Here is a 20,502-nt window from a genome sequence, read left to right as displayed (position 1 = left end):
ATGACATTTTCATTTGATACAGCTGCTGCTCAAGGGGCAGTGATTAAAGTAATTGGTGTCGGTGGAGGTGGTGGCAATGCCATCAACCGTATGGTCGACGAAGGTGTTACAGGCGTAGAATTTATCGCAGCAAACACAGATGTACAAGCATTGAGTAGTACAAAAGCTGAGACTGTTATTCAGTTGGGACCTAAATTGACTCGTGGTTTGGGTGCAGGAGGTCAACCTGAGGTTGGTCGTAAAGCTGCTGAAGAAAGCGAAGAAACACTGACGGAAGCTATCAGTGGCGCAGATATGGTCTTCATCACTGCTGGTATGGGAGGAGGCTCTGGAACTGGAGCTGCTCCTGTTATTGCTCGTATCGCTAAAGATTTAGGTGCGCTTACAGTTGGTGTTGTGACACGTCCTTTCGGTTTTGAAGGAAGCAAACGTGGACAATTTGCTGTAGAAGGAATCAACCAACTGCGTGAGCATGTAGATACTCTATTGATTATTTCAAACAACAACTTGCTTGAAATTGTTGATAAGAAGACGCCGCTTTTGGAGGCTCTTAGCGAAGCAGATAACGTTCTTCGTCAAGGTGTTCAAGGGATTACTGATTTGATTACCAATCCAGGATTGATTAACCTTGACTTTGCCGATGTGAAAACAGTTATGGCAAATAAAGGGAATGCTCTTATGGGTATTGGTATCGGTAGTGGAGAAGAACGTGTGGTAGAAGCAGCACGTAAGGCAATCTATTCACCACTTCTTGAAACAACTATTGACGGTGCAGAAGATGTTATCGTCAACGTAACTGGTGGTCTTGACTTAACCTTGATTGAAGCAGAAGAGGCTTCACAAATTGTGAACCAGGCGGCAGGTCAAGGAGTGAACATCTGGCTCGGTACTTCAATTGATGAAAGTATGCGTGATGAAATTCGTGTAACAGTTGTTGCAACAGGTGTTCGTCAAGACCGCGTAGAAAAGGTTGTGGCTCCACAAGCTAGACCTGCTACTAACTACCGTGAGACAGTGAAACCAGCTCATTCACATGGCTTTGATCGTCATTTTGATATGGCAGAAACAGCTGAATTGCCAAAACAAAATCCACGTCGCTTGGAACCAACTCAAGCATCTGCTTTTGGTGATTGGGATCTTCGCCGTGAATCGATTGTTCGTACAACAGATTCAGTCGTTTCTCCAGTCGAACGCTTTGAAGCCCCAACATCACAAGATGAAGATGAATTGGATACACCTCCATTTTTCAAAAATCGTTAAGTAAATGAATGTAAAAGAAAATACAGAACTTGTTTTTCGAGAAGTCGCAGAGGCGAGTCTGAGTGCTCATCGAGAGAGTGGTTCAGTCTCTGTCATTGCAGTTACCAAGTATGTAGATGTACCGACAGCGGAAGCCTTGCTTCCGCTAGGTGTTCATCATATCGGTGAAAATCGTGTCGATAAGTTTCTGGAGAAATATGAAGCTTTAAAAGATCGAGATGTGACTTGGCATTTGATTGGTACCTTGCAAAGACGTAAGGTGAAAGATGTTATTCAATACGTTGATTATTTCCATGCTTTGGATTCAGTCAAGCTAGCAGAGGAAATTCAAAAAAGAAGTGACCGAGTCATCAAGTGTTTCCTTCAGGTAAATATTTCTAAAGAAGAAAGCAAGCACGGTTTTTCGAGAGAGGAACTGCTGGAAATCTTGCCAGAGTTAGCCAGACTAGATAAGATTGAATATGTTGGTTTAATGACGATGGCACCTTTTGAGGCTAGTAGTGAGCAGTTGAAAGAAATTTTCAAGGCTACCCAAGATTTACAAAAAGAAATCCAAGAAAAACAAATTCCAAATATGCCTATGACCGAGTTAAGTATGGGAATGAGTCGTGATTATAAAAAAGCGATTCAATTCGGTTCCACCTTTGTTCGTATAGGTACATCATTTTTTAAGTAGGAGAGAACCATGTCTTTAAAAGATAGATTCGATAGATTTATAGATTATTTTACGGAGGATGAGGATTCAAGTCTCCCTTATGAAAAAAGAGATGAGCCTGTGTTAACTCCAGTAAATTCTTCACAGGAACCGGCTCTACCAATGAATCAACCTTCACAGTCTGCTGGTGCAAAAGATAGCAATATCACCAGACTGCATACACGACAACAGGAATTGGCAAATCAGAGTCAGCGTGCAACGGATAAGGTCATTATAGATGTTCGTTATCCTAGAAAATATGAGGATGCAACAGAAATTGTTGATTTATTGGCAGGAAACGAAAGTATTTTAATTGATTTTCAGTATATGACAGAGGTACAGGCCCGTCGTTGTTTGGACTATTTGGATGGAGCTTGTCATGTTTTAGCTGGAAATTTGAAAAAGGTAGCATCTACTATGTATCTGTTAACACCAGTGAATGTTATTGTGAATGTAGAAGATATTCGTTTACCAGATGAAGATCAACAGGGTGAGTTTGGCTTTGATATGAAGCGAAATAGAGTACGATAATGATTTTTTTAATTCGTATGATTTATAATGCAGTAGATATTTACTCCCTGATTTTGGTGGCCTTTGCTGTCATGTCTTGGTTTCCAGGTGCCTACGAATCCAGTTTAGGTCGTTGGATTGTAGCGTTGGTAAAACCAGTACTTGCTCCTTTGCAACGCCTGCCTTTACAGATAGCAGGTCTTGATTTATCTGTTTGGGTTGCGATTGTTTTGATTCGATTTTTAGGAGAAAACCTAGTCCGTTTTCTGGCGATGATAGGATGAATAAAGGGATTTACCAGCATTTCTCCATAGAAGATCGTCCATTTCTTGACAAGGGAATGGAATGGATAAAGAAGGTAGAAGATAGCTATGCTCCTTTTTTAACTCCTTTTATCAATCCTCATCAGGAGAAGCTATTAAAGATTTTGGCCAAAACCTATGGTCTTGCTTGTAGCAGTAGTGGGGAATTCGTCTCGAGTGAGTATGTTCGAGTTTTATTATACCCAGATTATTTCCAACCAGAGTTTTCAGATTTTGAAATATCTCTCCAGGAAATAGTGTATTCCAATAAATTTGAACACTTAACGCATGCTAAGATTTTAGGGACAGTCATCAATCAATTAGGGATTGAACGGAAACTTTTTGGAGATATCCTAGTAGATGAAGAACGAGCGCAGATTATGGTCAATCAGCAATTTTTTCTTCTCTTTCAAGATGGATTGAAGAAAATTGGCCGTATACCTGTTTCGCTGGAGGAACGTCCTTTCACCGAGAAAATAGATAAGATAGAACAGTATCGAGAGCTGGATTTATGTGTGTCTAGTTTTCGATTAGATGTTCTTTTATCAAATGTTTTGAAACTATCTAGGAATCAAGCAAACCAGTTGATTGAAAAGAAACTTGTCCAAGTAAATTATCATGTGGTAGACAAATCAGATTACACTGTTCAAGTTGGAGACTTGATTAGTGTGAGAAAATTTGGGCGCTTGAGATTGCTTCAAGATAAGGGACAAACGAAAAAAGAGAAGAAAAAAATAACCGTCCAGTTATTATTAAGTAAGTGAGGAATAGAATGCCAATTACATCATTAGAAATAAAGGACAAAACCTTTGGAACTCGATTCAGAGGTTTTGATCCAGAAGAAGTCGATGAATTTTTAGATATTGTGGTTCGTGATTACGAAGATCTTGTTCGTGCGAATCATGATAAAGATTTGCGTATTAAGAGTTTAGAAGAACGTTTGTCTTACTTTGACGAAATGAAAGATTCATTGAGCCAGTCTGTATTGATTGCCCAAGACACAGCTGAGCGAGTGAAACAAGCGGCACATGAACGTTCAAACAATATCGTTCACCAAGCAGAACAAGATGCGCAACGCTTGTTGGAAGAAGCTAAATATAAGGCAAACGAGATTCTTCGTCAAGCAACTGATAATGCTAAGAAAGTTGCTGTTGAAACAGAAGAATTGAAGAACAAGAGCCGTGTCTTCCACCAACGTCTCAAATCTACAATTGAGAGTCAGTTGGCTATTGTTGAGTCTTCAGATTGGGAAGATATTCTCCGTCCAACAGCTACTTATCTTCAAACCAGTGATGAAGCTTTTAAAGAAGTGGTTAGCGAAGTACTTGGAGAACCGATTCCAGCTCCAATTGAGGAAGAACCAATTGATATGACACGTCAGTTCTCTCAAGCAGAAATGGCAGAGTTACAAGCTCGTATTGAGGCAGCCAATAAAGAATTGGCTGAATTTGAAGCTCAGGCTAAACAGGGAGTGGAAAATCCAACTCCTGTAGTGAGTCCTCAAATGGAAGAAGAGCCTGCTCATCCAGTTGGTCCAATGTACGAAGAACCAGAAGTAGCTCCAGTGCATCCGACAGGTCCAACACCAGCTACAGAAACGTTTGATTCAGCACCAGGATTTGAAGCACCGCAAGAATCCGTTACAATTTTATAAGAAATATTCTGAGAACAATATCTTATCCTTATATTTCCAGCGAGCAGGAGATGGTGTGAGTCCTGCATTCCCTAACGATAAGATTATCCTCTCAAACAATCAAGTCTGAATGGAGTAAGATTTGACGTTCCCCACGTTACGGGATAAGAGGGAGAAAGACTAGATCTTTTTCCGAATAAAGGTGGTACCACGATTTTCGTCCTTTTTGGCAGTCGTGGTTTTTAATTTGTTATTATTTATAAAGGAGATACCATGAAACTCAAAGATACCCTTAATCTTGGGAAAACAGCTTTCCCAATGCGTGCAGGCCTTCCTACCAAAGAGCCAGTTTGGCAAAAGGAATGGGAAGATGCAAAACTTTACCAACGTCGTCAAGAATTGAACCAAGGAAAACCTCATTTCACCTTGCATGATGGCCCTCCATACGCGAACGGAAATATCCACGTTGGACATGCTATGAACAAGATTTCAAAAGATATCATTGTTCGCTCAAAATCCATGTCAGGTTTTTACGCACCATTTATCCCAGGTTGGGATACTCATGGTCTGCCAATCGAGCAAGTTTTGGCAAAACAAGGTGTCAAACGTAAAGAAATGGACTTGGTTGAGTACTTGAAACTTTGCCGTGAATACGCTCTTTCTCAAGTAGATAAACAACGTGAAGACTTTAAACGTTTGGGTGTTTCTGGTGACTGGGAAAATCCATATGTGACTTTGACTCCTGACTATGAAGCAGCCCAAATCCGTGTCTTTGGTGAGATGGCTAATAAGGGTTATATCTACCGTGGTGCCAAACCAGTTTACTGGTCTTGGTCATCTGAGTCAGCCCTTGCTGAAGCAGAAATTGAATATCATGACTTGCTTTCTACATCTCTTTACTATGCCAATAAGGTAAAAGATGGCAAAGGTGTTCTAGATACAGATACTTATATCGTTGTCTGGACAACTACTCCATTTACCATCACAGCTTCTCGTGGTTTGACTGTTGGAGCGGATATTGATTACGTCTTGGTTCAACCTGCTGGTGAAGCTCGTAAGTTTGTGGTTGCTGCAGAATTGTTGACTAGCTTGTCTGAGAAATTTGGTTGGGCTGATGTTCAAGTGTTGGCAACTTACCGTGGTCAAGAATTGAATCATATCGTAACAGAACACCCATGGGATACAGCTGTAGATGAACTCGTTATTCTTGGTGACCACGTTACAACTGATTCTGGTACTGGTATTGTCCATACAGCCCCTGGTTTTGGTGAGGATGACTACAATGTCGGTATTGCTAATGGTCTTGAAGTTGCAGTCACTGTTGACGAACGTGGTATCATGATGAAGAATGCTGGTCCTGAGTTTGAAGGTCAATTCTATGACAAGGTGGTTCCAACTGTTATTGAAAAACTCGGCAGTCTCCTTCTAGCCCAAGAAGAAATATCTCACTCATACCCATTTGACTGGCGTACCAAGAAACCAATCATCTGGCGTGCAGTTCCACAATGGTTTGCCTCAGTTTCTAAATTCCGCCAAGAAATCTTGGACGAAATTGAAAAAGTGAAATTCCACTCAGAATGGGGTAAAGTCCGTCTTTACAATATGATTCGTGACCGTGGCGACTGGGTTATCTCTCGTCAACGTGCTTGGGGTGTTCCACTTCCTATCTTCTATGCTGAAGATGGTACAGCTATCATGACAGCTGAAACGATTGAACACGTAGCTCAACTTTTTGAAGAACATGGTTCAAGCATTTGGTGGGAACGTGATGCTAAGGACCTCTTGCCAGAAGGATTTACTCATCCAGGTTCACCAAATGGTGAGTTCAAAAAAGAAACAGATATTATGGATGTATGGTTTGACTCAGGTTCATCATGGAATGGGGTTGTAGTAAACCGTCCTGAGTTGACTTACCCAGCAGACCTTTACCTAGAAGGTTCTGACCAGTACCGTGGTTGGTTCAACTCTTCACTCATCACATCTGTTGCTAACCATGGCGTAGCACCATACAAACAAATCTTGTCACAAGGTTTTGCCCTTGATGGTAAAGGTGAGAAGATGTCTAAATCTCTTGGAAATACCATTGCTCCAAGTGATGTTGAAAAACAATTTGGTGCAGAAATCTTGCGTCTCTGGGTAACAAGTGTTGACTCAAGCAACGACGTGCGTATCTCTATGGATATCTTGAGCCAAGTCTCTGAAACTTACCGTAAAATCCGTAACACCCTTCGATTCTTGATTGCTAACACATCTGACTTTAACCCAGCTCAAGACGCAGTAGCTTACGATGAACTTCGTTCAGTTGATAAGTACATGACGATTCGCTTTAACCAGCTTGTCAAGACCATTCGTGATGCCTATGCAGACTTTGAATTCTTGACAATCTACAAGGCCTTGGTGAACTTTATCAACGTTGATTTGTCAGCCTTCTACCTTGATTTTGCCAAAGATGTTGTTTACATTGAAGGTGCCAAATCACTGGAACGCCGTCAAATGCAGACTGTCTTCTATGACATTCTTGTGAAAATCACGAAACTCTTGACACCAATCCTTCCTCACACTGCGGAAGAAATCTGGTCATACCTTGAGTTTGAAGCAGAAGACTTCGTTCAATTGTCAGAATTGCCAGAAGCAGAAACATTTGCTAATCAAGAAGAAATCTTGGATACATGGGCAGCCTTCATGGACTTCCGTGGACAAGCTCAAAAAGCCTTGGAAGAAGCGCGTAATGCAAAAGTTATCGGTAAATCACTCGAAGCACACTTGACAGTTTACCCAAATGAAGTTGTGAAAACTCTACTCGAAGCAGTAAACAGCAATGTAGCACAACTTTTGATCGTGTCTGAATTGACCATCGCAGAAGGACCAGCTCCAGAAGTTGCCGTTAGCTTCGAAGATGTAGCCTTCACAGTTGAACGCGCTGCAGGCCAAGTATGTGACCGTTGCCGTCGTATCGACCCAACAACAGCAGAACGCAGCTACCATGCCGTCATTTGTGACCACTGTGCAAGTATCGTAGAAGAAAACTTCGCGGACGCAGTCTCAGAAGGATTTGAAGAGAAATAAGGTTGAGAAGTCTCTATGCGTCTAGTATATAAAAATCAGTTATTCCAAGTTTATAATCTCTCTTGTGAGATGCTAAAGTTTAATGAGAATTGGTTTTGCTAATACTAGGAGAAAGTAAGTATGCTAAAATCGCAAGATTATTTTTCTTGCGATTTCTTAAACTAGTGAGGAAAAATAAACATTATGAGACAAACAAATGTTAGAGGAAGCTTGTCCCTCCGTGGCTTTAGAAAATTGAGAACTGGTGCAATTGTTGCGACAGGTGTCATTTTGCTAGGTCTGGGCTTTTTAGCTCCAACTGTATCAGCCAGTGAACAAGATGGTGTCTGGGTAGCCAGAACAGTTGAGGAAGTGAAAGCTGATCTTCAAAAAGAAGGTGATTTATTTAAGTATGTCATTAAGTGGGGAGATACATTAAGTGTTATCAGCGAAGCAAGCAATATCCCTGTAGATGTACTCCAAGAAATGAATCAAGCTTCAGGCAAGAATTTATTCTTACCACACAATGAATTGTACTTTACTGAAGCTGAAACGGTTTCAGATACAGTCACAAAACACAAGATTGTCATCAAAGAAAGTGGTGCAAGTGGCGAAGTTCGCACTTACGAAGTCTTGCTCAAGAAAGATCAGGAAACAAAAGCTGTTACCTTTGAATTAACAGATGTCACTGAGAAAGTTGAAAAAATGACTGTGAACTATAGCCCAGTTTATCAGCCTGTATCAGCACCAGTAGTGGAAAGATCGGAAGAATCAGGTGAAGAGCCTGCCTCAGAAGCATCAGCAGAGACAAGCCCAGAAGTTAAAGAAGAAACAGCAGCTCCAGTAGCACCAAAAGCAGAAGAGCCAACTGTAACAACGCCAAAAGCAGAAAAACCAGTGTCTCCAGCACCAACAGAATCAGCGCCAGAGGTAGAAAAACCAGCTGAGCCTAAAGAAGCAGAATCAACACCTGAAGGAACATTTACAGGAACAGCAGAATCAGCACCAGATTCAACAGAATTAGTGGCAAATGGAGCTTCAGGAAGAACAGAAGGGGCTTCAGAAGTAACTCCAGGAGTAACAGGAAAAGAAACTGAAGAATCAGGAACAGAAGCACCTACAACTCCAAAAGAAGATACACCTGAAGGAACAGTTTCAGAAGGAGAAACAGGAACAGAGTCAGCAGAATTGGCTGAACCAAAAACAGAAGCACCTACAACTCCAGAAAATAAAGAAGAACAACCAGGTGCAACAGAAGCACCGGAACCAAAAGTAACAGAGTCCGAGGCAGCGAAACCAGCTCCAAAAGAAGCAGGAACAACAGCAGGAAATGAAGTAAAAGAAACTGAAGAAGCAGGAACAGGTTCAGAAGTAGCTACAACAGGTGCACCAGCAGCGGAAGGAAGTTCAGAAGCGACTCTAGGTTCAACAGAAGAAGCTTCAGGAACAACACCAAAAGCAGAAGTTTCAGAAGCACCAGTGGTAGAGGCTACAACTTCAGGAGAACAAAGCCAACCAGCAGAAGAAACTCCAGCACCATCAAAACCAGAAACCCCAGCTTCAACAGAAGCAGCTACAGAGGCTACAACTTCAAGTGAAGTAGGCAATGCAGAAGAAACCTCTGTTGAGGAGACAGGAAAACAAGATAGCGCAACAAATACACCGTCAGCTGAGTCTAAAGAAGAAGCGGTAACAACACCAGAAGCAACAGAAAAAGAAGCAAAAGCAGAAGAGTCAGCAGAACCAGGAACATCTGCAACTGTGGAATCAACACCAGCAGGAGAAGAAGGTAAAGCCGAAGCAACGGAAGAAGCTGAAGAACCAGGAATAATAGCAGAAGCAACCCCAGCACCAAAAGAATCAGGAGAAGAAGGTAAAGCGGAGGATTCAGTTTCTTCAACTGAATCTTCATCAACTGCTTCTGAAGGGGAGTCAACAGCTACGCAACCAGCTGGAGAAGAAAATAAATCCGAACCAACGTCAGAAACTTCAACTATTCCATCTGTAGATGCTACAAATGATTCAGGTAATTCAGAGTCATCACCTTCAGTAACAGAAGGCAATAAAGAAGAAACAAATTCACAAAATACTGAAGCTTCGACTGTGAACGAAAACTCAGAATCATCTAATTCAGATTCAGAAAAACCACAGGGTGATGAACCAGCTGTACAAGTAGGATCAGACCCAACAGCGTCAATAGAAGGAACATCTACAGGAAAAGAAGAATCATCACCAAAAGCAGAAGAAAAACAAGTCGACAAGAAACTAGAACTTAGAAATATTTCAAATGTGGAATTGTTTACAGTAGAAAATAATAAATATCGACATGTAACTTCACTTGCGAGTGTTCCAACTAATCCAACAAATTACTTTATGAAAGTAAAATCGGAGAATTTTAAAGATGTTATGTTACCCGTTAAGAGTATTGAAAGTGCTACAAAAGATAATCAAGATGTTTATAAAATTGTAGGACAAGCTAATGATTTAATTCAACATGAAAACAATAGTACTTTAGACAATTACACTTACTACCTACCTAAGATGGTGAGAAGTGAAAATGGAGTTTATACATCGTTTAAAAATCTAGTAGATGCTATGAATAGTAATCCTTCTGGAGAGTTTCGTTTAGGAGCAACTATGGATGCTCGTGAAGTAGAACTTCAAGATGGTCAAGAAAGCTATGTTAGTAATGAGTTTACAGGTACATTAATTGGTAAAAATAATGATAAGTACTACGCTATATATAATCTGAAAAAACCATTATTTAGAACTTTAAACCGTGCTACAGTAAAAGATATTTCAATAAAAGAAGCAAATATTTCTTCTAAAGATGATGCTGCTACAATTGCTAAAGAAGCGAAAAATGGTACTAACATTACTAACGTTCATTCATCTGGTGTAATTGCTGGTGAGCGTAGCATTGGTGGTTTAGTTTCACAAGTTACTAACTCTATAATTTCTGAAAGTAGTTTTACTGGTAGAATAACGAATACTTATGATACAAAAGCTACTTATCAAATAGGTGGTTTAGTAGGAAAACTTTCAGGAGTTAGTGCTTTGATTGATAGATCAATTTCATCTATTGATATGGCGACAAATGCTAATACAGGAGATCAGGTTGTTGGTGGCATAGCGGGAGTTGTTGATAAAAATGCAACTATCAGAAATAGTTATGTTGAAGGAAATCTTAATAATGTAAAACATTTTGGTTATGTTGGAGGAGTTGCAGGGTATCTTTGGGATAGAGAATCATCAGATGAAAGAAACTCAGGTCAACTTACAAATGTATTAAGTGACGTTAATGTTACGAACGGTAATGCTATTGCTGGTTATGATTTTAAAGGAATAAGAGCAACTAACACTTATAGTAATCAAAATAATAAGGTAGTCAATGTAGTACAAGTAGATGATGAAATACTAAGTAGAGATTCAGAAATACAAAGAGGAACTGTATTAGAAAATAATAAAGTTCTCGAGAAAAAAGCTGAACTTGTTCCTAAGAAAAATACTAAGATAGAAGACTTTAATTTCTCTTCTAGATATGAAACAGATTATAAAAACTTAAAAGATGCTAATGTTAATAGATTAAGAGTATATAAAAATATTGAGAAACTATTACCTTTCTATAATAGAGAGACAATTGTTAAATATGGTAATTTAGTAGACACTAATAATGATTTATTTACTAAAGAGGTTGTGTCTGTAGTTCCAATGAAGGATAAAGAAGTAATCACAGATATTAATAAACATAAAGCTAGTATTAATAAACTGTTACTTTATTATTCAGATAATACTTCTCAAACATTGGATGTAAAATATCGACAAGATTTCTCTAAAGTAGCAGAATATGAAATAGCTAATACAAAATTAATATACACACCTAATACGCTATTACATAATTATGATAATATTGTAAAAACTGTTTTAAATGACCTGAAATCTGTTCAATATGATTCAGGTGCTGTTAGAAAAGTATTAGATATTTCTAGTAACATAAAATTAACAGAATTATATCTAGATGAACAATTTGAAAAAACAAAAGAAGCTATAGGTGATAGTTTAGCGAAACTTCTGTCAGCAGATGCAGCAATCGCTGAGAATAGTAATTCGATAATTGATAATTATGTAATCGAGAAAATCAAGAAAAATAAAGAGGCGTTACTTCTAGGTTTAACATATCTTGAACGCTGGTATAATTTTAAATATGATAATGCAAGTGCAAAAGATTTAGTATTATATCATTTAGATTTCTTTGGTAAATCAAATAGTTCAGCTCTAGATAATGTTATTGAACTAGGTAAATCTGGCTTTAACAATTTACTAGCGAAAAATAATGTAATTACTTACAATGTATTATTATCTAAAAATTATGGAACTGAAAGTTTATTTAAAGCATTAGAAAGATATAGAAAAGTATTCTTACCAAAAACTTCTAACAATGAGTGGTTTAAAACTCAAACTAAAGCATATATTGTAGAAGAAAAATCTACAATTGAAGAGGTAAGTAAAAAACAATCAGAACAAGGAACTAAGTATTCTATAGGTGTCTATGATAGATTAACTAGCCCGTCATGGAAATATCAAAGTATGGTCTTACCACTATTAACTTTACCTGAAGAAAAAACAGTGTTTATGATAGCGAATATTTCAACAATAGGATTTGGTGCTTATGATAGATATAGAAGTTCAGAATATCCTAAGGGAGAAAAGTTAAACAAATTTGTAGAAGATAACGCCAAAGAAGCGGCTAAACGATTTAGAGATCATTATGATTATTGGTATAAAATTCTAGATAATGAAAATAAAGAAAAATTATTTAGAAGTATTCTAGTCTATGACGCATTTAGATTTGGTACAGATGATAAAGGCGAAAAAGATACTTATCAAGCTGATTTTGAAACTGATCATCCAGCTATTAAAAACTTCTTTGGTCCTGCTGGAAACAATGTTGTTCATAATCAACATGGAGCATATGCGACAGGTGATGCATTCTACTATATGGCTTATCGTATGCTAGATAAATCTGGTGCAGTAACATATACTCATGAAATGACACATAACTCAGATAGAGAAATTTATCTTGGAGGATATGGAAGAAGAAGCGGATTAGGACCAGAGTTTTATGCGAAAGGATTGTTACAAGCACCTGATCATCCTAATGATCCAACAGTCACTATTAATTCTATATTAAAATATGATCAATCAGACGAAGCAACAAGGATACAGGTAAAAGATCCTACAGAACGATTTAAAAATGCAGAAGACTTGCAAAAATATATGCATAATATGTTTGATTTAATATATACACTTGAAATATTAGAAGGACGTGCTGTAGCTAAATTAGGTTATAATGAGAAAAATGATCTATTGAGAAAAATTGAGAATATATATAAGAAAGATCCAGATGGTAATAAAGTATACGCAACAAATGCTATTCGTAGATTAACGATGGATGAAATTTATAAATTAAACTCATTTGATAGTCTTATAGAAAATGATGTTATTACACGAAGAGGATATAAAGATGAAGGTGAGTATGAAAGAAATGGATACCACACAATTAATCTATTTTCACCAATATACTCTGCTTTAAGTAGTAAAATAGGGACTCCAGGAGATTTAATGGGACGCCGTATGGCATTCGAATTATTAGCTGCAAAAGGATATAAAGAAGGCATGGTACCTTATATCTCAAATCAATATGAAAAAGATGCAAAAGCGGCGGGAAGTAAGATTAAGTCTTATGGTAAAGAAGTAGGTTTAGTTACAGATGAATTAGTACTTGAAAAAGTATTTAATGGTCAATATAAAACTTGGACACAATTCAAGCAAGATATGTATAATAAACGTGTAGCTCAATTTGATAGACTGAATAAAGTTACTTTTAATGATACAACAAAACCTTGGACTAGTTTTTCTACGAAAACTATAAGTAGTGTTACAGAGTTGCAGCTATTAATGGATGAAGCTGTTCGAAAGGATGCAGATGAGAATAGATATTCTTGGAGTAATTACAAACCAGAATTTGACAGTGCAGTTCATAAGTTGAAGAGAGCAATCTTTAAAGCATATCTAGATCAAACTAATGATTTTAGAACTTCAATATTTGATGAGGAAAATAAATTTACTAATTAGGGTAGCACATGAAGATAGGTTTCGTTTCTTCATGTGTGAAACTCTTTCCTTTTTGGTTTTGACTAGCTTTTTTGTGAAAAATTGTGTAAAATAGAATAGATAAACGAGGGGAAACCTCGGAAAATTTAAAGGAGAATCCATCTAATGGTAAAATTGGTTTTTGCTCGCCACGGTGAGTCTGAATGGAACAAAGCTAACCTTTTCACTGGTTGGGCTGATGTTGATTTGTCTGAAAAAGGTACACAACAAGCGATTGACGCTGGTAAATTGATCAAAGAAGCTGGTATCGAATTTGACCAAGCTTACACTTCAGTATTGAAACGTGCGATCAAAACAACTAACTTGGCTCTTGAAGCTTCTGACCAATTGTGGGTTCCAGTTGAAAAATCATGGCGCTTGAACGAACGTCACTACGGTGGTTTGACTGGTAAAAACAAAGCTGAAGCTGCTGAACAATTTGGTGATGAGCAAGTTCACATCTGGCGTCGTTCATACGATGTATTGCCTCCAAACATGGACCGTGATGATGAGCACTCAGCTCACACTGACCGTCGTTACGCTTCACTTGACGACTCAGTTATCCCAGATGCTGAAAACTTGAAAGTGACTTTGGAACGTGCCCTTCCATTCTGGGAAGATAAAATCGCTCCAGCTCTTAAAGATGGTAAAAACGTATTCGTAGGAGCTCACGGTAACTCAATCCGTGCCCTTGTAAAACATATCAAAGGTTTGTCAGATGACGAAATCATGGACGTGGAAATCCCTAACTTCCCACCATTGGTATTCGAATTTGACGAAAAATTGAACGTAGTTTCTGAATACTACCTTGGAAAATAAAAAATTGTAAGTCTAGAATTGATTTCTAGGCTTTTTATGTTAGTATGGTAGTATGATAAGGAATAAAAAACAAGATTATGTACTGGCCTACAAGCAACCAGCGTCAACAACATATAAGGGCTGGGAAGAAGAGGCCTTACCGATAGGAAATGGTTCTTTAGGGGCAAAAGTATTTGGGCTTATAGGGGCTGAGCGGATTCAATTCAATGAAAAAAGTCTCTGGTCTGGAGGTCCACTTCCTGATAGTTCAGATTATCAGGGTGGAAATCTTCAAGAACAGCATAACTTTTTAGCTGAGATTCGGCAGGCTTTGGAAAAGAGAGATTACAATCGGGCTAAGGAACTGGCTGAACAGCACCTGGTCGGGCCCAAAACGAGTCAATATGGGACCTATCTGTCCTTTGGGGATATTTTCATTGAGTTCAGCCAGCAAGGTACGACTTTGTCTCAGGTGACGAACTATCAGAGACAGCTGAATATTAGTAAGGCACTTGCGACGACTTCTTATGTCTATAAGGGAACGAAATTTGAACGTGAAGCCTTTGACAGTTTTCCAGATGATCTCTTGGTTCAGCGCTTTACTAAGGAAGGGTTGGAAACTCTAGATTTTACTATAGAACTGTCGCTAAGTCGTGATTTGGCTTCTGATGGAAAGTATGAGCAGGAAAAATCTGATTACAAGGAATGTCAGCTGGATATCACTGATTCTCATATCTTGATGAAGGGGCGAGTTAAGGATAATGACCTGCAGTTTGCTAGTTATCTAGCTTGGCAAACGGATGGAGACATTAGAGTCAGGTCAGATAAGGTTCAGATATCAGGAGCCAGTTATGCCAATCTTTTCTTGGTAGCTAAGACGGATTTTGCCCAAAATCCTGCTAGCAATTATCGCAAGAAACTAGATTTAGAGCAACAGGTGATAGACTTGGTGGACACAGCTAAAGAAAAGGGCTATGCCCAATTGAAATCAAGGCATATTGAGGACTACCAAGCCTTATTCCAACGTGTTCAATTGGATTTGGGGTCTGATGTTGACGCATCCACTACAGATGATTTGTTAAAAAATTATAAGCCACAAGAGGGGCAGGCTTTGGAGGAGCTGTTCTTCCAGTATGGACGGTATTTATTGATTAGTTCTTCCAGAGACTGCCCAGATGCTCTACCAGCTAACCTACAAGGGGTCTGGAATGCGGTCGATAATCCTCCTTGGAATTCGGACTATCACTTAAATGTCAATCTGCAGATGAATTATTGGCCAGCCTATGTTACCAATCTCCTAGAGACGGCCTTTCCGGTCATCAACTATGTAGATGATTTGCGTGTCTATGGTCGCATAGCGGCTGCAAGGTATGCAGGAATCGTCTCTCAGGAAGGGGAGGAAAATGGTTGGTTGGTTCATACTCAAGCGACTCCCTTTGGTTGGACAGCACCTGGTTGGGATTACTATTGGGGTTGGTCACCAGCTGCCAATGCGTGGATGATGCAAACCGTTTATGAAGCCTATTCATTTTACAGGGACCAAGACTATCTCAGGGAGAAAATTTATCCCATGTTGAGGGAAACGGTTCGTTTTTGGAATGCCTTTTTACATAAGGATCAGCAGGCGCAGCGTTGGGTCTCTTCTCCATCTTATTCGCCAGAACATGGGCCGATTTCGATTGGCAATACCTATGACCAATCTCTGATTTGGCAGTTATTTCATGATTTTATTCAGGCTGCTCAGGAATTGGGACTGGATGAGACTTTGTTGACTGAGGTCAAGGAGAAGTTTGACTTGCTTAATCCTCTTCAAATCACTCAATCTGGTCGAATCAGGGAGTGGTATGAGGAGGAAGAGCAGCATTTTCAAAATGAGAAAGTGGAGGCCCAGCATCGGCACGCTTCCCATCTAGTGGGACTCTATCCTGGAACTCTCTTTAGCTACAAGGGGCAAGAGTATCTTGAAGCGGCGCGTGCTAGCCTCAATGATCGTGGAGATGGGGGCACAGGCTGGTCCAAGGCTAATAAGATCAATCTTTGGGCGCGTCTAGGAGATGGCAATCGAGCCCATAAATTATTAGCAGAGCAGTTAAAGACATCCACCTTGCCCAATCTTTGGTGCACCCATCCTCCTTTTCAGATAGATGGTAATTTTGGTGCTACTAGTGGCATGGCGGAAATGTTGCTCCAGTCTCATACAGCTTATCTGGTGCCTCTAGCTGCCCTACCTGATGCTTGGTCAACAGGTTCTGTTTCAGGCTTAATGGCACGTGGACATTTTGAAGTGAGCATGAGGTGGGAGGATAAAAAACTCTTACAGATGACCATTTTATCAAGAAGTGGAGGAGAATTGAGAGTCTCTTATCCAGGTATTGAGAAGAGTGTGATTAAATTGGATAAAGAAACAATAAAAGCGAAATGCATAGAGAAAGATTGTATTTCGGTAGCAACAGCAGAAGGCGATCTGGTTCAATTTTATTTTTAAGAAGATGTTAGAAGGCAGTGGTTTGAGACTGCCTTTTAATAAGGATTTGAGAATGTAAGCAGTTTCCAACTAGTTGAAAAAGCGTTATAATGGTAATATGAAGTAATTTGTTTAAGAGAGGGTGAGTCTGATGGCTTATATTGAGATGAAACACTGTTACAAGCGTTATCAGGTTGGGGACACGGAGATTGTGGCCAATCGTGATGTGAATTTTGAAATTGAAAAAGGCGAGTTGGTGATTATCCTAGGTGCATCAGGTGCAGGCAAGTCAACGGTTCTTAACCTTCTTGGGGGAATGGATACCAATGATGAGGGGGAAATCTGGATTGATGGTGCCAATATTGCAGACTATAGTTCCTACCAGCGCACCAATTACCGTAGAAATGATGTCGGTTTTGTTTTTCAGTTTTACAATCTAGTTTCCAATCTAACCGCTAAGGAAAATGTGGAACTGGCTTCTGAAATCGTGACGGATGCCTTGAATCCTGAACAGGTCTTGACAGATGTAGGTCTGGCTCATCGTCTCAATAACTTTCCAGCCCAGCTTTCTGGAGGGGAGCAACAGCGAGTCTCCATTGCACGCGCGATAGCCAAAAATCCTAAAATTCTCCTTTGTGATGAACCGACTGGAGCCTTGGATTATCAGACGGGCAAGCAGGTTTTGAAAATCCTCCAAGATATGTCTCGTCAAAAGGGAGCGACGGTAATTATCGTGACTCACAATGGAGCTTTGGCGCCCATTGCTGATCGCGTGATTCATATGCACGATGCCAGTGTCAAGGATGTGGTGATCAACCAGCATCCTCAGGATATTGACAATTTGGAGTACTAGCATGATCAAGCGAAAAACCTATTGGAAGGACTTAATTCAGTCCTTCACAGGCTCCAAGGGACGTTTTTTATCCATCTTGACCCTGATGATGTTAGGGTCTCTAGCCTTAGTAGGCCTCAAAGTGACTAGCCCCAACATGGAGGTGACAGCTAATGCTTATTTAACAACTGCTCAAACTTTGGATTTGGCAGTTATGTCTAATTATGGTTTGGATCAAGCAGATCAAGAAGAACTAGAACAGACTCAGGGTGCAGAGGTCGAGTTTGGCTATTTGACAGATGTGACTATGGAGAATGGGCAGGATGCCATTCGGCTGTACTCCAAACCAGAGCGAATTTCAACCTTTCAGCTAAGAGAGGGACGACTTCCTCAGTCAGACAAGGAAATCGCTTTGGCCACTCATTTGCAAGGCCAATACAGCGTGGGACAGGAGATTAGTTTTAAAGAAAAAGAAGAGGGTCATTCCCCTTTAAAAGACCATACTTATACCATTACTGGTTTTGTGGATTCAGCTGAAATCCTCTCCCAGCGAGATATGGGCTACGCAGGAAGTGGAAGTGGGACTCTGACAGCCTATGGGGTGATTTTACCTAGTCAGTTTGATCAGAAAGTCTACAATATAGCTCGTTTGAAATATCAAGATTTAGCAGGATTAAATGCTTTTTCAGCAGCTTATGAACAGAAATCCAAGCAACATCAGGAAGAACTTGAACAAGTTCTATCTGATAATGGCAAGGCACGTCTACAACTCTTGAGAAAAGAAGGACAAGAGTCTCTAGACAAAGGCAAAGAAACCCTTGATAAGGCTGAGACTAATCTGCAGGAAGGCCAGCGTCGTTTAGCAGCTGCTCAAGCTCGTTTACAGGCTCAGGAAAGTCAACTAGCCTTGCTTCCTCAAGCTCAGAGAGAGCTGGCTAGTGCTCAACTTACCCAAGCTAAGCAGGAATTGGGTAAAGAAGAGGATAGACTAAAGCAGGCTGAACAAAATCTAGCCCAAGAAAAGGAAAAACTAGAAAAACATCAGCAAGCCTTGGATGATTTGGCTGAGCCCAAGTATCAAGTCTATAATCGTCAGACCATGCCTGGAGGTCAAGGCTACCTCATGTATAGTAATGCTTCAGCCAGTATTCGGGCAGTGGGCAATATCTTTCCTGTAGTGCTTTATGCCGTAGCAGCTATGGTGACCTTTACCACCATGACTCGTTTTGTGGATGAAGAGCGAACTCATGCAGGGATTTTTAAGGCCTTGGGCTATCGTAGCAAGGATATTATTGCCAAGTTTCTCCTTTACGGTCTAGTAGCTGGGACTGTCGGAACGGCTCTAGGCAGTATCCTTGGCCATTATTTACTAGCCAGTGTGATTTCAAGTGTCATTACAAAAGGCATGGTGGTGGGAGAAACCCAGATTCAGATCTATTGGACCTATAGCTTACTGGCTCTTGTCTTGAGTTGGTTGGCAAGTGTGTTACCAGCCTACTTGGTAGCTAGTAGAGAACTTCATGACGAAGCAGCCCAGCTTTTATTGCCTAAACCTCCTGTTAAAGGAGCTAAAATCTTACTGGAGCGCATCGGTTTTATTTGGCGTCGTCTCAGTTTTACTCATAAGGTGACAGCCCGCAATATCTTTCGTTATAAGCAGCGGATGTTGATGACGATCTTTGGTGTGGCAGGTTCTGTAGCCCTGCTTTTTGCAGGTTTGGGAATCCAATCCTCTGTAGCAGGAGTTCCGTCTAGACAGTTTCAACAAATCCAACAGTATCAGATGATTGTCTCTGAAAATCCTAGTGCGACCAATCAGGACAAGACAGAGTTAGAAGAAGTGTTGAAAGGGCAGGATATACAAGCCTATCAGAAAATCTATTCTAACACGCTAGACAAGGATTTCAAAGGTAAGGCTGGTCTCCAGACAATTACCCTTATGATGACAGAGAAGGAAGATTTGACTCCCTTTATTCATCTGCAACATCATCAGCAAGAGTTGGTATTAAAAGATGGCGTCGTTATTACAGCTAAACTAGCCCAGCTGGCAGGTATCAAGGTTGGGCAGACTCTAGAAATTGAAGGTAAGGAGCTAAAGGTCGCTGCTATTGCTGAGAACTACGTTGGTCACTTTATTTATATGAGTCAGGCTAGCTATGAGCAAATTTACGGACAGGTGCCGCAAGCTAATACTTATCTGGTCTCGCTAAAGGATTCTAGTGCGTCTAGTATCGAAAGGCAGGCAGGCTTACTTATGAATCAATCTGCGGTGTCCAGCGTCGTCCAGAATGCTTCAGCTATTCGACTCTTTGACTCGGTAGCAAGTTCACTCAATCAGACCATGACCATCTTGGTCATCGTATCGGTTCTGTTGGCTATTGTTATCCTTTACAATCTGACCAATATCAACGTGGCTGAGAGAATCCGTGAACTCTCCACTATCAAGGTTCTCGGTTTTCATAATAATGAAGTCACTCTCTACATTTACCGTGAGACGATTGTGCTGTCCCTTGTGGGAATCGTACTTGGTTTGGTATCTGGTTTCTATTTACACCAATTTTTGATTCAAATGATTTCGCCTGCGACTATTCTCTTTTATCCGCAGGTAGGCTGGGAAGTCTATGTAATCCCAGTGGTAGCAGTAAGCACCATTTTGACCGTACTTGGTTTCTTTGTCAATTATCATCTGAGAAAGGTTGATATGCTTGAAGCTTTGAAATCTGTAGAGTAAGGCAGTTGTTTTTAGCTGATTGAATTTATATTTACTCGTAAACAAAAATCCTCCGTTTCAAAGAGTAGAGAACTCTTTGT

The 20,502-nt window shown here is 39.9% G+C and carries 12 protein-coding genes; all 12 read left to right on the top strand.

The window, feature by feature from the left end; translation table 11 throughout:
• The 12 genes from ftsZ to HT724_RS07785 all read left to right on the top strand — a co-directional run bounded on the left by ftsZ (position 1) and on the right by HT724_RS07785 (position 20,422).
• Positions 1–1,260, top strand: coding sequence for a cell division protein FtsZ (gene ftsZ, locus HT724_RS07840; protein ID WP_049521887.1), 1,260 nt, complete (start codon positions 1–3; stop codon positions 1,258–1,260).
• A gap of 4 nt (positions 1,261–1,264) precedes the next feature.
• Entirely contained in the window at positions 1,265–1,936 is a 672-nt protein-coding gene (locus HT724_RS07835) for a YggS family pyridoxal phosphate-dependent enzyme (RefSeq protein WP_173276637.1), read from the top strand.
• 9 nt (positions 1,937–1,945) lie between these two features.
• Positions 1,946–2,485, top strand: coding sequence for a cell division protein SepF (locus tag HT724_RS07830; protein WP_173276638.1), 540 nt, complete (start codon positions 1,946–1,948; stop codon positions 2,483–2,485).
• Entirely contained in the window at positions 2,485–2,748 is a 264-nt protein-coding gene (locus HT724_RS07825) for a YggT family protein (RefSeq protein ID WP_000576512.1), read from the top strand. The genes HT724_RS07830 and HT724_RS07825 overlap by 1 nt, the downstream gene beginning before the upstream one ends.
• Positions 2,745–3,530, top strand: coding sequence for an RNA-binding protein (locus tag HT724_RS07820; RefSeq protein WP_173276639.1), 786 nt, complete (start codon positions 2,745–2,747; stop codon positions 3,528–3,530). The genes HT724_RS07825 and HT724_RS07820 overlap by 4 nt, the downstream gene beginning before the upstream one ends.
• 8 nt (positions 3,531–3,538) lie before the next feature.
• The gene (locus HT724_RS07815; protein ID WP_345890312.1) at positions 3,539–4,420 is read left to right on the top strand and encodes a DivIVA domain-containing protein; all 882 of its coding nucleotides are present in this window, start codon (positions 3,539–3,541) and stop codon (positions 4,418–4,420) included.
• A gap of 252 nt (positions 4,421–4,672) precedes the next feature.
• Positions 4,673–7,465: an isoleucine--tRNA ligase gene (gene ileS / locus HT724_RS07810; protein ID WP_173276640.1), complete on the top strand. Its 2,793-nt coding sequence runs from the start codon at positions 4,673–4,675 to the stop codon at positions 7,463–7,465.
• A gap of 183 nt (positions 7,466–7,648) precedes the next feature.
• Positions 7,649–13,579 carry a ZmpA/ZmpB/ZmpC family metallo-endopeptidase gene (locus tag HT724_RS07805; protein WP_173293574.1) on the top strand — a complete coding sequence of 1,977 codons (5,931 nt, stop codon included), beginning with the start codon at positions 7,649–7,651 and terminating at the stop codon, positions 13,577–13,579.
• Between the two features lie 144 nt (positions 13,580–13,723).
• The gene (locus HT724_RS07800; protein ID WP_000240129.1) at positions 13,724–14,416 is read left to right on the top strand and encodes a phosphoglycerate mutase; all 693 of its coding nucleotides are present in this window, start codon (positions 13,724–13,726) and stop codon (positions 14,414–14,416) included.
• A 52-nt stretch (positions 14,417–14,468) separates the two neighbouring features.
• Positions 14,469–16,880 (top strand): glycoside hydrolase family 95 protein, encoded by a 2,412-nt coding sequence (locus HT724_RS07795; RefSeq protein ID WP_173276208.1) that lies wholly within the window; start codon positions 14,469–14,471, stop codon positions 16,878–16,880.
• 130 nt (positions 16,881–17,010) lie between these two features.
• Positions 17,011–17,712, top strand: a complete 702-nt coding sequence (locus tag HT724_RS07790; RefSeq protein ID WP_173276207.1) for an ABC transporter ATP-binding protein — start codon at positions 17,011–17,013, stop codon at positions 17,710–17,712.
• A 1-nt stretch (position 17,713) separates the two neighbouring features.
• A complete protein-coding gene (locus HT724_RS07785) occupies positions 17,714–20,422 on the top strand; it encodes an ABC transporter permease (protein WP_173276206.1) in 2,709 nt (902 codons plus the stop codon).
• Positions 20,423–20,502: the final 80 nt, after the last annotated feature.

The organism is Streptococcus sp. k-402 (assembly GCF_013277515.1).
Classification (GTDB): Bacteria; Bacillota; Bacilli; order Lactobacillales; family Streptococcaceae; genus Streptococcus.
This window is presented reverse-complemented; position numbering and strand designations above follow the sequence as displayed.

Bases quoted from the DNA above. Each gene is read 5' to 3' on its own strand.
- HT724_RS07825 (WP_000576512.1), top strand. From the start codon at position 2,485: ATGATTTTTTTAATTCGTATGATTTATAATGCAGTAGATATTTACTCC.
- HT724_RS07815 (WP_345890312.1), top strand. From the start codon at position 3,539: ATGCCAATTACATCATTAGAAATAAAGGACAAAACCTTTGGAACTCGA.
- HT724_RS07785 (WP_173276206.1), top strand. From the start codon at position 17,714: ATGATCAAGCGAAAAACCTATTGGAAGGACTTAATTCAGTCCTTCACA.
- HT724_RS07800 (WP_000240129.1), top strand. From the start codon at position 13,724: ATGGTAAAATTGGTTTTTGCTCGCCACGGTGAGTCTGAATGGAACAAA.
- HT724_RS07795 (WP_173276208.1), top strand. From the start codon at position 14,469: ATGATAAGGAATAAAAAACAAGATTATGTACTGGCCTACAAGCAACCA.
- HT724_RS07830 (WP_173276638.1), top strand. From the start codon at position 1,946: ATGTCTTTAAAAGATAGATTCGATAGATTTATAGATTATTTTACGGAG.
- HT724_RS07805 (WP_173293574.1), top strand. From the start codon at position 7,649: ATGAGACAAACAAATGTTAGAGGAAGCTTGTCCCTCCGTGGCTTTAGA.
- HT724_RS07820 (WP_173276639.1), top strand. From the start codon at position 2,745: ATGAATAAAGGGATTTACCAGCATTTCTCCATAGAAGATCGTCCATTT.
- HT724_RS07790 (WP_173276207.1), top strand. From the start codon at position 17,011: ATGGCTTATATTGAGATGAAACACTGTTACAAGCGTTATCAGGTTGGG.
- HT724_RS07835 (WP_173276637.1), top strand. From the start codon at position 1,265: ATGAATGTAAAAGAAAATACAGAACTTGTTTTTCGAGAAGTCGCAGAG.
- ileS (WP_173276640.1), top strand. From the start codon at position 4,673: ATGAAACTCAAAGATACCCTTAATCTTGGGAAAACAGCTTTCCCAATG.
- ftsZ (WP_049521887.1), top strand. From the start codon at position 1: ATGACATTTTCATTTGATACAGCTGCTGCTCAAGGGGCAGTGATTAAA.